Annotated in this window: 13 protein-coding genes and 1 tRNA gene; 12 read left to right on the forward strand and 2 right to left on the reverse strand. The window is 38.2% G+C overall.

Annotated features, from left to right (window positions below; all coding sequences use genetic code 11):
• The first annotated feature begins 1 nt into the window (after nucleotide 1).
• From AAC073_RS04005 to AAC073_RS04025, 5 genes are all read left to right on the forward strand, one after another.
• Nucleotides 2-1102, forward strand: a complete 1101-nt coding sequence (locus tag AAC073_RS04005; protein WP_339922549.1) for a glycosyltransferase — start codon at nucleotides 2-4, stop codon at nucleotides 1100-1102.
• Nucleotides 1099-1881, forward strand: coding sequence for a TatD family hydrolase (locus tag AAC073_RS04010; RefSeq protein WP_339922550.1), 783 nt, complete (start codon nucleotides 1099-1101; stop codon nucleotides 1879-1881). Before AAC073_RS04005 ends, AAC073_RS04010 begins: the two co-directional genes overlap by 4 nt.
• Nucleotides 1871-2947 carry an asparaginase gene (locus AAC073_RS04015; RefSeq protein ID WP_339922551.1) on the forward strand — a complete coding sequence of 359 codons (1077 nt, stop codon included), beginning with the start codon at nucleotides 1871-1873 and terminating at the stop codon, nucleotides 2945-2947. The genes AAC073_RS04010 and AAC073_RS04015 overlap by 11 nt, the downstream gene beginning before the upstream one ends.
• A gap of 159 nt (nucleotides 2948-3106) precedes the next feature.
• Nucleotides 3107-3193 (forward strand) — tRNA-Ser (locus tag AAC073_RS04020).
• 516 nt (nucleotides 3194-3709) lie between these two features.
• The gene (locus tag AAC073_RS04025) at nucleotides 3710-4078 is read left to right on the forward strand and encodes a hypothetical protein (protein ID WP_339922553.1); all 369 of its coding nucleotides are present in this window, start codon (nucleotides 3710-3712) and stop codon (nucleotides 4076-4078) included.
• A gap of 265 nt (nucleotides 4079-4343) precedes the next feature.
• Here AAC073_RS04025 and AAC073_RS04030 read toward each other — a convergent pair whose 3' ends face one another.
• Nucleotides 4344-5516 (reverse strand): PQQ-dependent sugar dehydrogenase, encoded by a 1173-nt coding sequence (locus tag AAC073_RS04030; RefSeq protein ID WP_339922554.1) that lies wholly within the window; start codon nucleotides 5514-5516, stop codon nucleotides 4344-4346.
• Nucleotides 5517-5854: 338 nt separating this feature from the next.
• Complete coding sequence (locus AAC073_RS04035; protein ID WP_339922555.1) at nucleotides 5855-6784, reverse strand: class I SAM-dependent methyltransferase; 930 nt, start codon at nucleotides 6782-6784, stop codon at nucleotides 5855-5857.
• A gap of 716 nt (nucleotides 6785-7500) precedes the next feature.
• On the opposite strand from AAC073_RS04035, the gene AAC073_RS04040 reads away from it, so the two are divergent.
• From AAC073_RS04040 to AAC073_RS04070, 7 genes are all read left to right on the forward strand, one after another.
• Nucleotides 7501-8310, forward strand: a complete 810-nt coding sequence (locus AAC073_RS04040) for a MotA/TolQ/ExbB proton channel family protein (protein ID WP_339922556.1) — start codon at nucleotides 7501-7503, stop codon at nucleotides 8308-8310.
• Nucleotides 8311-8369: 59 nt separating this feature from the next.
• Nucleotides 8370-8699 carry a hypothetical protein gene (locus AAC073_RS04045; protein WP_339922557.1) on the forward strand — a complete coding sequence of 110 codons (330 nt, stop codon included), beginning with the start codon at nucleotides 8370-8372 and terminating at the stop codon, nucleotides 8697-8699.
• A 1-nt stretch (nucleotide 8700) separates the two neighbouring features.
• Entirely contained in the window at nucleotides 8701-9339 is a 639-nt protein-coding gene (locus AAC073_RS04050; protein ID WP_339922558.1) for a biopolymer transporter ExbD, read from the forward strand.
• A 2-nt stretch (nucleotides 9340-9341) separates the two neighbouring features.
• Complete coding sequence (locus AAC073_RS04055) at nucleotides 9342-9806, forward strand: biopolymer transporter ExbD (RefSeq protein WP_339922559.1); 465 nt, start codon at nucleotides 9342-9344, stop codon at nucleotides 9804-9806.
• Nucleotides 9807-10202: 396 nt separating this feature from the next.
• Complete coding sequence (locus AAC073_RS04060; RefSeq protein WP_339922560.1) at nucleotides 10203-11624, forward strand: MBL fold metallo-hydrolase; 1422 nt, start codon at nucleotides 10203-10205, stop codon at nucleotides 11622-11624.
• Between the two features lie 360 nt (nucleotides 11625-11984).
• The gene (locus AAC073_RS04065) at nucleotides 11985-12566 is read left to right on the forward strand and encodes a YeeE/YedE thiosulfate transporter family protein (protein ID WP_339922561.1); all 582 of its coding nucleotides are present in this window, start codon (nucleotides 11985-11987) and stop codon (nucleotides 12564-12566) included.
• Nucleotides 12567-12602: 36 nt separating this feature from the next.
• Nucleotides 12603-13094, forward strand: coding sequence for a DUF6691 family protein (locus tag AAC073_RS04070; RefSeq protein WP_339922562.1), 492 nt, complete (start codon nucleotides 12603-12605; stop codon nucleotides 13092-13094).
• Nucleotides 13095-13209: the final 115 nt, after the last annotated feature.

Consider the following 13209-nt stretch of genomic DNA (forward strand, 5'->3'; position numbering starts at 1 on the left):
TATGGTAGGTCAAGTAGCACTATTTATCGTGATTTTAGTTTCCCTGCTGTACGCTACCTTGTCTTTTCTAATTCGCTTCAAATTTAAAGATTATAACAGTAATTTGCAGGATTTGGCTTTGGTTTCAGTTTTACTACCATGCCGCAATGAAGCCAATAACCTTCCTGATTGCCTCAATGCACTTGAAAATTTGGATTATCCATCAGAAAAAATCAGGTTTTTAGTAGCTGATGACCATAGTGAAGATGAAACTGCTGGTATTTTACATCAATGGACTTCCAGAGCGGAGAACCGAATTTTGGTGCCACTTTCAAATAGACCTGAAAAAGGACAAAATGGAAAAGCCTTGGCGCTTGCCGAAATGGCTACTCATGTAAAATCGGGACTATTGGTTTTTACAGACGCTGATTGCATTGTCCCGCCTACATGGTGCAAGTCTTTTACAAGGGTATATAAAGAAGAATATGGTCTGATGACGGGCATTACTGCGGTGGCAGGAGGAGGTTTTTTTTCCAGAATGCAGGCTTTGGATTGGTGGCTGACCTTGGGAAAAGTCAAGGTCGTGTCGGATGCAGGATATACTCTTACAGCCATGGGCAATAACATGGCAATGGGAAGCGCTGCTTACCAAGATTCAGGAGGGTTTGGCATTATAGCTGAGAATGTAACTGAGGACCTTGCCATGTCCGTCGCCTTATATGCAAAAGGCTATCGGCCCATCCATATTGTAGATAAGGATGCCTTGGTGATTACCAAGCCTGAAAAAACAGTTTGGAATTTACTTCATCAAAGAAAGCGTTGGATGCGGGGAGCATTTCTATTGCCCTTGGTATGGCAGTTATTGCTTGGGCTTCAGGTAGCTTTTTATGCCGCATTAATATTTGGGTTGTATTTTATACCCTCATGGACCATGGTTTTTTGGCTGATTAAAACTATCTTTCAGTCCTTATTTATTAGCACATTTGCCAGTAAAACAATGACCAAAATCAGATTTTTTGATTTAATTTACTTTGAAATATACAATTGGTGGGTAAGTTGGGCAACAGTAATTTTTTACTTTTACCCTGTTGAACTTACCTGGAAAAACCGAAAATTCTCATGAAATTTATTGAAACACACGCACATATATACAGTAAGAAATTTAGTGAAGATGCAGAGGAGGTAGTCAAACGATCTTTTGAGGCGGGAATTGATAAAATATTTATGCCCAATATAGACTTGGAATCCATTGAAGTTATGTTGGCTCTTGAGCAAAAATTTCCAGGGGTTTGCTATCCAATGCTAGGCTTGCATCCTTGTGATGTGGACAAAGACTTTGAAAAGACACTTTTCGAGATGGAAAAGTGGTGGGATAAGCATTCCTTTTATGGAGTAGGAGAGACAGGAATAGATTTACACTGGGACAAAACGCATCTGGAAGAGCAAAAGGCCTCCTTAAAAGTTCATGTCAAATGGGCCAAGGAGAAACAGCTGCCATTGATTTTACACACCAGAGCGTCTTTGAATGAAACCCTTGAATTGCTAAGGCCATTAAATGATGAAAACCTGACTGGTATATTTCATTGTTTTTCAGGAACGGTAGAACAAGCAAAGGAAATCATAGATTTGGGATTTTATTTGGGTATAGGAGGTACACTTACCTATAAGAATAGTGGCGTAGGAGCTGTATTAGAGGAACTGGGCCCCGAACATCTCGTATTGGAAACCGACAGTCCATTCCTTGCACCTGTGCCATTCAGGGGCAAAAGGAATTCGCCTGAGTACATTCCTTATATAGCAGAAAAAATGGCGGAAATTACTGGAACCAGTATTTCAGAAGTTTCAGCGATAACAAACAGGAATGCTTTAAAAGTGTTCAAATTGCTGTCTGATGAATTATAAGATTGTAAGGCTTAATACAGCAGCGAAAAAGGAGATCGAACATTCTGTATTGATTATTTATACAGGAGGTACTTTGGGTATGGCTTATGACGACGATGGTGCATTGGTACCATTTAATTTTGGGAAAATCCTTGAAAAGATTCCGAACCTGAATAACCTGAACATTAGTATTACGGTGATTTCTTTTCCTGAGCCCATTGACTCCTCCAATATCAACCTGAATCATTGGGTGGACATGTCTTATATCATTTACGAAAATTATGATACTTACGATGGCTTTGTGGTGTTGCACGGTACGGACACCATGGCCTATAGTGCTTCCATGCTTAGCTATATGCTTAAAGGCTTAAATAAGCCTGTGATTTTCACGGGTGCCCAACTTCCGATTAGTGCGATGCGGTCTGATGCTCGGGAAAATTTGATGACCTCATTGGAAATTGCCATCTCTAAGGCGAATGGTAAACCTATCGTACCAGAGGTTTGCATCTTTTTTAATCATATGCTTCTAAGGGGCAACCGAGCCAAAAAAGTGCAAAGTGTCCACTTTGATGCTTTTGAGTCTGAGAATTATCCTCCTCTTGCTGAATCAGGCATTATCATAGATTATAACTACGCAAGTATCAGGCCCCACGAGGAAGGAAAAAAACTTCGTTGCCTCAACAAATTGGACAATAATGTGATGGTCCTGAAATTATTTCCAGGAATTACAGCCCGAGTAATCGAACATTGCCTCAAAATGAAAGGCTTAAAAGGGGTGGTGCTGGAAACCTATGGATCAGGAAACAGTCCTAGTGAGAGTTGGTTTATCAAAGCCATGGAGGCAGCAGTTGACAGAGGGATTTTAATTTTAAATGTTTCTCAGTGCAATGGGGGGCGGGTAATTCAGGGTAGGTACCATACGAGCATGGACCTCAAAAGAGTGGGGGTATTAAGTGGAGCGGACATTACCACTGAGGCCGCTGTTACGAAGATGATGTTCCTTTTGGCAAACGAATCTGACGAAACTGAAATCAAACGTAAGTTAATGATGCCATTGGCGGGAGAGATGTCAGTTTTGAACCAATAATGAAGAATTCAGCAATAGGTTGACCCTCAATCTTATAGCAATGAGAGCGGAAATATTGTTTAAAAACCCAGTTTTTTTGTTGAATAAAGCTTCAAATAACTTGCAAGAACTGATTTTTATAATTTTCTTTGTCGCCTCAATGAAATGAAATAATTCCATAGAGAGGTGTCCGAGCGGTTTAAGGAGCGCGCTTGGAAAGCGCGTATACTCGCGAGAGTATCGAGGGTTCGAATCCCTTCCTCTCTTCAAAAGGCCAACTTTAGCAATAGAGTTGGCTTTTCTTTTTTTATGGACGCCATGTAGTTTGTTCTTGTTGCATGGTTTGGCCCGACTAGGTGTAGCTTGAATTAAACCTTCCTATCTAATTGAGCAGGGATTCAGAAAGAGAGCAAGCTTTCGGATTGGGATGGGAATAGTTTTAAAGTCTGAAAATTACCTGTATTTCATTGAATAGAATTAGTCTAGAAAGTAAGGTCTAATTGAAATATGTTTTCGGAGATTATGCGCTATTTTTCACTTAAGATCAGATAAGGATATTTGGGTGTTTTGCAAAGCACAGCCTTTCCAAGATAATTATTTGACTAGGCAAAGTGGGATTGATTACTCCTCCTGCCTTATTGCCAGATTGTAAATATACGCTACCCATTGAGACCAAATTTTAAAGGTTAACTCATCTGAAAAAAATTATGACCGGAACTGTCTTTTAGGGTAAGTGTGGCATGATTATTTCTAATCAGATAGTAACACTAAACGACTATTAAAATGAAATTTATAACTAAGGCAGTAAGTGCAGCACTAGTAGGATACGCTGTGAAAAAAGTAATTGATTCCATTGAAAATGGTACGGCTCAAAAGTCGGTTATGGATCGTTTCGGAAGACCCTTGCGAGATGCTCATGTTGGTTTCAACAATACCGCATTCAAACTCGGGATCATCTCCGAAAAGAAAAAAGCAGAATGGAATAAGAATGTAGTGGAGAGGTACAATGCTGTCAGAACAGTTCCCAACACAAATCCCATACCTGTCAATGGTTCTGGCAACCAAAGCGATATTGCTGTCCCTCATTCACAGGGAGAGGTTCATTCTAAATCTAAAGCTTCTCAAACGAGAATACCACCAAAGAATATTTAACCATAAGGTAAGTTATTAAGCCTTTTAGCCCCTTTACTGGTCTAAGTTTAGCGAAGCATAAATAAACCTAAAGGGATGAAAGTTTTCAACTTTCTTAACCAAAGCTCAGGTAATAAAATGGATAATAAACCCTATCCATTTATTAGTCCTGCATTATATTATTGGACAATGTCCATGCACTACCAAAACCAGGTGCTTACTAGGAAATGCTACAATAAAAAGGATGCCCGACAAAGTTGTTGGGCATCCTTTTTTAAGTTATTTATTACTCCAATCCAAACTTATAAATAGAATCATCAAAACCACAGATATAGATTTCTTGGTTTTGATCTACCCCAAAGGTAGAGATGGGGAATTCAGCTTTGAATAATTCAGTATTTACTGGGTTTTCAGGATCACTAAAATCCAAGCTCCAGATTCTTCCAGACACGTAATCTGCATAGACATATAGTCCCTGCAGCTCTTTTATGGCCTCTCCATGGTAGACAAAACCACCAGTGATGGAAATGTCTCCTTCATCCCTGTCATATTCCCAAATGGGCAATTCAAGGTTTTCTTGCTCACACTCATCAGCATTGAAACAATGAAAGCCTTCCATAGTATTCCAACCGTAATTACCACCGTTTTTGACCATGTCAATTTCTTCATAACTGTTTTGCCCTACATCTGCTACCCACAATTGATCGGTGGCAGTGTCGAAGCTAAACCTCCAAGGATTTCTTAGGCCAAATGCATAAATCTCTTCCCTATAGCCTTCAGTATTGTCGACAAATGGGTTGTCATCTGGGATAGAATAATTGTTAGAACCATCTTGGTTGTCAACATCTATTCTTAAAATATTCCCTAATAAAGTGGTTCGATCTTGTCCATTTCCATGTGGATCACCACTTTTTCCACCATCACCAACTCCTATATATAAGAAGCCATCAGGACCAAATGAAACCTGGCCTCCATTGTGATTGCCATAGGGTTGTGCATATTCAAGAAGTACCAATTCACTAGAAGGGTCTGCCTCATTCGGGTTTGTGGAGGATAGGTTAAAGCGGGATATTACTGTGCGATCAGGACTAGAAGCAGTGTAGTTTACGTAGAAGTAGCCATTGCTCTCAAAATTTGGATGAAAAGCCAATCCAAGTAAACCTTCTTCATTGTCGGAATCTTCCACTCGGTCTTCAATAGTTAGGAAAGCTGCTTTTGTGCCAGTTTTTGCATCATTGTCAAAAACGGAGATTACGCCACGCTGTTCGACAACGAAAAGCTTATTCGAGTCGTCTCCTGCATGCTGGAAATCAACAGGTCTGGTAAAGGACAATTCTGGAAAGGCTTCAACCACTGTTAAAGTCTCTTCAGGGCTTTCCATTTTTTCTTGTGTTTCCTTTGTACAAGCCGTGCCATAAAGCAAGGCCATGACCAAGAGCATGTTAAGTTGTTTTTTCATAATTGTTTTTATGGTTGTGATGGTTAAATAATGCTTGAATTGTTTATAGGTGTAATTGTATACTGAAATTTGCCCTTATATTCTCTTGTAGGTGGGCAATGTTTCTCCAAATCTAAAACAAATAAAGGGTTCATTTGGGATTCTGATCCATAAAATGAGGAATTCAATTCAAAAGAGATAGTAAAAAGTAACCAATTATTTTTAAACTAAGCATTTGTTGTGTTACATTCTTTGCCAAAGGAATCTAAACCCTCAACTTATGGGCCTAAGATTTTACCCAATGGTTACTGTTTTCTTCTATTTGATAAACATGGCTTATTGACTATGGGATTTTTATTTTATGAAGTAGTAGCCTTTTTCCTAAAATAGAAACATGCTTGGTCACCAATTTTCTCCTTATTATAATGAGTGGCTTTTATTTTAAATTCTGACAATTCTTCTTTGCTAAATTCTTCCTCAATAATAGAACCCATCAAGGGCTTACCTTTTTTATAAAGGGCTGTTCCCCAAAATTGACTGTCCATGCTGTCAAATGTGGTGTTGTATAGCTCTAGGCCAAACCTTTCTCCCAAAATTTGCATGGATTTGGTGTTTGGAATGAATAAATGACGGGGCGCATCTAGCTGAAACCAGTATGCTTTATCCTCTTTCCATACCTGCCCATCAGTTACAGGGACTCTGATCAATACTTCTCCACCTGGATTTAAAATTTTTACAAGGTTTTCAAAAACTTCAGCAGGCCTTGGCATGTGCTCAAAGGAATGATGAAACATCACAAGATCATAGGTCTTATCAATTTCAAAAAATTCTTTTTTGCTAATGGAGAACCGCTTTGAATTAAAGGGAACTTCTACAAAAGGATCGTATCCATCAAGGTGGAGGAATCCACAATAGGAGAGTTCTGCTAATAGCTGTCCATTGCCGCATCCAATATCTGCTATTTTACTGGTCTCGGTCAATTTAAGTGGTAAAAGCCAGTTAAAATAAACAGGTGGTCTTATAGAAATACCAAATGAAAAGGCTTTATACCTTAATTTTTTCAACAAGCCTAAAAGTGAATTGCTACTATTGAACTTGCCAAAAGAATAATAATTGCTTGGGTAGTATTGGCCAAGGTCAGTTGGCGGATCCAATAAAAAAAGTGATTTACAAGAATTACATTCTGCGTAAGTAAAAGTATCGCGCGTCCCAAACATTCGTTCTTTGGCTTCAATTGAAGAAAAGTCATTGGATTGGCAGATCTCACATATTGTCATAGCATTATTCATTCGGTATTAAAGAATCAAATTGAAGATTTCACAAAAGTAGAATAAAAATTACCGTATCAATAATGTTAAAATCAGGTTAGTTTTGATTAACGTTCCTCATAAATATTATAACTATCAAATTAGCATAGCTATTTAGTACTAATAATTAAGAAAAATCTTTGACGAAAACTGAAGCGTGAAACCCGAGTTAAATTGGTACATTCTTTTAAAAATTGACTAAGCGCTGATTGATTAATTGTTTAAAAAGTGAGAGGACGATTGAGCAACACTGTAGGAATATCAATCCAATGTTTATTAGAAGAGGGCCTTTATTTTGAAAGAAAGTACCCTTCCAAAAGTCGCTTTTTAGAAGAGATTTATGCTATCAAAGGGTTGATTAATAATTAGATAATTTGTTTTTTGTTTGACTTTTGAAGGTGTTTTACCTAGTTCAGACTAAAAAATTAAGAGTTTTAATCGCCTTTAGAAACGTATTTTAGCTATTTTAGAGAAAGTTCGCCAGTTTAAATTTTTTTTTACCTATATTGTAAATTAGAGAACAAGGCCAATTTCAATGGATTAGCTTGCACTAAATGGATGCGTCGAGATGATTTGTAACAATTTCTTAGAAATTATAATGGATTCATTTGTAATTTGAGCCGAAAAAATTATAACTTTAAAATTCAAATTAAGATTAGAAACCGTTCAACCTTTAAATGTCTATTAAAAACTACACTATGAGAAAGTTAATCGCTTTGTTCATGCTTTTCGGAATTTTATTTGCTCCGATGATCACAAAAGCACAAGAAGAAACAGAATCAGAAGCTGAAGCTACTGAAGAGGCCGCACCGGTTCAAGCCGCTCCGGCTCCAACTCCAGTTATGACTGATGATGACCTAGTTGCTGAAGAGCAATCTTTTCATCAAGTTATAAAAGACAAGTTTATTGAAGGAGATCCTACTTACATGACACCAGTATTGTTATGTTTGATTTTGGGCTTAGCAGTAGCTTTGGAGAGAATTGTAACACTAAACCTTTCTACTACAAACACCAAAAAATTGTTGGCTAAAGTAGAAAGTGCATTAGAAGAAGGTGGAATTGAAGCCGCTAAAGACGTTACTAAAGGAACTAGAGGACCTGTAGCATCTATCTTTACCCAAGGCCTTATGAGGTATTCTGAAGGTATAGAGATGGTCGAAAAATCCATCATCGCTTACGGATCTGTTGAAATGGGTCGTTTAGAAAAAGGTCTTGTTTGGATCTCTCTTTTCATCTCTTTGGCTCCAATGCTTGGTTTCATGGGTACAGTAATCGGTATGATTGGTGCATTTGATTCAATTGAAGCTGCTGGTGATATCTCTCCTTCACTTGTTGCGGGTGGTATTAAAATTGCACTTTTGACCACAGTTGCTGGTTTGATCGTAGCGATTATCCTTCAGTTGTTTTACAACTACTGTGTGGCCAAAATCGATGGTATTGTAAATGATATGGAAGATGCTTCCATCAGTTTAGTAGACATTTTGGTTAAGCATAAATTGACTAGATAATCTAGTCAATTTAATGTTTTTCTAATAAATGAATTATTCACTTATATATTTAAGATAAAATGGATACTACTGATATATTCTTATATGCAGGGTACTTGCTGGTAATCATTGGTGTGATATTGTCTATCCTGATGCCATTGATCAATTCTTTGGGAGATCCAAAGAGCCTATTGAAGACGCTCGTAGGAGTGGCTGTGATAGGGATCGTATTTGGCATAGCATATTCTACCGCCAGCGGTGAAGTAGCAGCAAAATACATGGCTGACCCATTTAATATAACTCCTGAAGGAGCTAAAGTGGTCGGTGGTATATTGCTTACAGTTTACGCCCTGTTTTTACTTGCAATTGTTGGGATTGTAATTACGGAAATTAATAAATTAATTAAATAATATGGCTAGCAAGAGAGGTAGAATGGCTCAGGAGGTAAATGCAGGATCGATGGCAGACATCGCCTTCTTGCTTCTTATCTTCTTTCTCGTAACTACGACAATTGCTTCGGACAAAGGGATCATGAACATCCTTCCTCCTAAGCAAGATCCAAATCAGCCCCCACCAGAGGTGGAATTGAATGAGCGGAATATTTTTAATATTCTGATCAATGCTAATGATGATCTTTTGATTGAAGGAGAGTTTAGAAACGATACCAAAGGGCTTTCAGATGAGATTAAATCTTTCATTTTGAATTTCGGAAATCCTGATGAAGATGCTACGGCGCTATTCAATAGTTTGCCCCCTTCATTGAAAGGTATTGCCGATCAAAGTCCTGAATCTTCGGATCATCCAATGTCTGGTGGAGCGGTAATTTCCATTAAAACCAATAGAGGTACCAGTTACGAGACTTATTTAGAGGTGCTTGATTTAATAAAACAGGCTTACTTCGAAATATACGGGGAGCGTGTAGGACTTTCAGGTGAAGAATACAGAACCCTGTCAGGCCAGTCTGCTGCCGAAAAGGAGCTAATAGACCGTGGAAAAGAAAGTATTCCAATGGCCATCTCCATTGCTGAACCTGATAAATCTGGAAGCTAATTATGTCAAAGTTTAAAAAGAAAACCAAGGCGGAAACCAATATTCCTACTTCGGCATTACCCGATATTATCTTTATGTTGCTGTTTTTCTTTATGGTGACCACTGTATTGAGAGAACAAACCATATTGGTGGAACAAAAAATTCCCCAAGCTTCTCAATTGCAGAAGATTCAAAAGAAAACTTTGATTTCTTATCTTTATATTGGAAAGCCTAAGAATCCAGCATTGTACGGTTCGGAACCTAGGTTGCAAGCCAACGATGTGTTGATTAATACTTCTGATATAGTGTTATGGGTAAATCAGCAAAAAGATGCCCTTTCGGAAGCTGAGAGAGATCAAATTTGGATTTCGCTGAAAGCAGATAGAGATGTAAAAATGGGACCAATTAGTGATATTCAGTTTGAACTTAGAGAAGCAGATGCAAGGAAACTTATGTATGCCTCTGTAGGTAAAGTTGAAAATAACTAACTCAAGAATTTCATAAATTTATTAAAATAGCTGTTTCTAGGGAAACAGCTATTTTTTTTGTTCAATTTATTTTTAGTTCGTAAATCAGGCCGAAATAGACCCTGTCTCTTTTTAATCACAATGGCCTCCCATAGGCAATGTGAATTTTATGACTTACTGATTTAAGTAGGGGTTCACCAACCATTCAAATTTCTTGTGCATTCAGATCTCTCTACATGCAAGACAAACCTTCGCTGTAGAGAATTTCCTGTTTAAGGTGTATTACCTTTCTTGAACGGATTAGCCTATAACTTATGTTCAGATAACAGCACTAAACCACTTGTGTGACTAATGTCATATTGAACCATAAATATTGCGCGTAGTTTTATGCCATCAATTAATGAACTGAAATCTACTATGAAAATAGAACAAATTTATACCGGTTGTTTAGCTCAAGGCGCTTATTATTTAGAATCTAATGGCGAAGCAGCAATTATAGATCCATTAAGAGAAGTCCAACCTTACATCGACAAGGCAGACAAGAACGGGGCTAAAATCAAATATATTTTTGAAACGCATTTCCATGCTGATTTTGTTTCCGGACATATTGATCTTGCAAAGAAAACCGATGCAACAATTGTCTTTGGACCAACAGATATGGAATTGGGTTTTGAAGCTACAGTGGCGAAGGATCAACAAGAATTTATGCTTGGAAAAAGTAAAATTCGGGTAATTCATACCCCTGGACATACCATGGAAAGTACTGTCTTTCTGTTGATTAATGAGGAAGGCAAGTCTGAAGCTTTGTTTACTGGTGACACCTTGTTCATCGGTGATGTTGGCCGTCCCGATCTCGCCCAAAAAGTAAAAGCCGATCTTACCCAGGAAAAACTTGCTGGTCATCTGTATGACTCCTTAAGAGAGAAGATTTTACCCTTGCCAGATGATTTGATCATCTATCCTGCACATGGTGCTGGGAGTGCTTGTGGCAAAAACATGAGTAAAGAGACCCATGATACCTTGGGTAACCAGAAGAAAACAAATTATGCCTTACAGGAGATGTCTAAGGAATCTTTTACAACTCAAGTTTTAAGTGGATTAATGCCTCCTCCAGCCTATTTTCCCCAAAACGTAATGATGAACATCAAAGGGTATGACAGCATTGACGAGGTGCTGGAAAGGGGACAGGAGGCACTTTCACCTGAGAATTTTGAATACTTGGCCAATCAGACCGGCGCCATAGTTTTGGATACACGCAGCCCTGAAGTTTTCGCAAAGGGTTTTATCCCTAATGCCATTAATATTGGTATCGATGGAAGCTTTGCAGTATGGGTAGGTAGTCTTATTCCTGATGTCAAACAAGAACTTTTGATCGTAGCCGAAAAAGGCAGAGAAGAGGAAGTGATCACCAGATTAGCAAGGGTTGGATACGATCATGCCATTGGTTTCCTGAAGGGAGGGATAGCTGCATGGATAGAAGCAGGGAAAGAAATAGACAATATTTCATCCATAAATGTGGATGAACTTAAAGAACTCACCATCTCTCATCCTGAGCACCAAGTCTTGGATGTTCGTAAAGCAAGTGAACACTTCAGCGAGCATGTTATTGATTCTATTAATGCGCCTTTAGATTATATAAACGAAAGTATGAACCAAATTGATAAAGACAAAACCTATGTGGTTCACTGTGCTGGTGGGTATCGTTCTATGGTCTTTTGTTCTGTGTTGAGGGCCAGAGGCTATGATAATTTGATTAATGTGAAAGGTGGTTTTGATGCCATCAAGTCATCTGATAAGTTTCCAATTAGTGCATATGCCTGTCCTTCCACCATGTTATAAAGTGAGGATATCCTATGTGGGAATACTGACCTGGGAGGATTTAAAATTATACTTGATTTAGTGGCCCCGAGGTAATCATCGATTACTTTTGTGGCCCTTGAACCTAATGCCTAATGTATTTTGTTCACTTGAGGAATTAAATCTAATACTCCAAATCAGGTCTAATTGTATTGCGGAATAAAATCACTGTTAAAAATCTAAAGCTTTCTGAACTACAATCAGGATCCAATGTCTAATTTGGTATGCTACCGAATTACTCGATTGATCTTGTGTGGGCTCGTCCTGTTCTTTATGAAGGAATATTCTACTCATTAGAAAGCTATTTCTTTAAACATTGTCATTTGTAAAAAAAAAATAATAATGAATGAATTCTTGAACTGGCTTAGTCAGCCTTGGCCATGGTATATTGCTGGGCCTATGATCGGTCTTACAGTACCAATACTCTTGCTATTGGGAAATAGGTCCTTTGGCATCTCCTCTTCTTTGAGGCACATTTGTGCGGTCTGTGTACCTGCCAAGATTCCTTTCTTCCAATACAATTGGAAAGAAGAAGCCTGGAACCTAATGTTTGTAACAGGAATATTAATAGGCGGATTCCTGGCTGCGATGTTTCTTTCAAACCCCGAAACGATCGTTATTGCTGAAAGTACCCAAAGGGATTTAAATGCATTGGGAATAACAAATTTTGAGAATCTATTGCCAGCAGAGATATTTAGCTGGGACAATGTATTCACCCTCAAAGGCTTGTTTTTCTTTGTAATTGGGGGCTTTATGGTCGGATTTGGCACCAGGTATGCAGGTGGATGTACCTCAGGCCATGCGATCATGGGAATAAGCAATCTCCAATGGCCATCATTAGTTGCCACAATATTTTTTATGATTGGAGGATTAGTAATGACTCATTTGTTTTTACCCTTCATCATGAATTGGGTAGGCTTTTGATAAAATTAACGATATAAATTAGAAAAATAGATAAGCATGTTATTAAAAGAAAATGACACTTTAGTGGCTGATGAAAATGCAATCTTAGCTGCTAAAATAAAACAAGGAGAAACGGGGCTGTCCTTATTGAAATACCTAATAGTGGGTATAGTGTTTGGGATAATCTTCGTGAAAGGTGAAATTATTTCTTGGTTTAGGATTCAGGAAATGTTCAGGTTTCAGTCCTTTTTTATGTATGGAGTAATAGGTTCGGCGATTCTTGTGGGAATGGTTTCTATTCAAATAATCAAAAAGTTTTCAATTAAGACCATAAATGGACAAGTCATAAAAATAGCGGATAAAAAATTCAATAAGGGACAAATTTATGGAGGCTTTATTTTTGGGCTAGGTTGGGCCATTACCGGAGCTTGCCCTGGTCCATTGTTTGCACAGATAGGCACTGGCTTTACGGTAGTGTTTGTGTCTTTTTTGAGTGCAGTCGCAGGGACTTGGGTCTATGGGAGGTTTGCCGATAAGCTGCCAAAATAATACATAGGATTATTGCAATTCCTTATGCCTCAAAATATTTTTAGAGGGGAGGGTTTTTCACTACTTAGGGTCTGCTGAAAAACTCAGACAATCTAATCTATAAAAACCCAGTCCA

This window comes from uncultured Cyclobacterium sp., from assembly GCF_963977555.1.
GTDB lineage: Bacteria > Bacteroidota > Bacteroidia > Cytophagales > Cyclobacteriaceae > Cyclobacterium.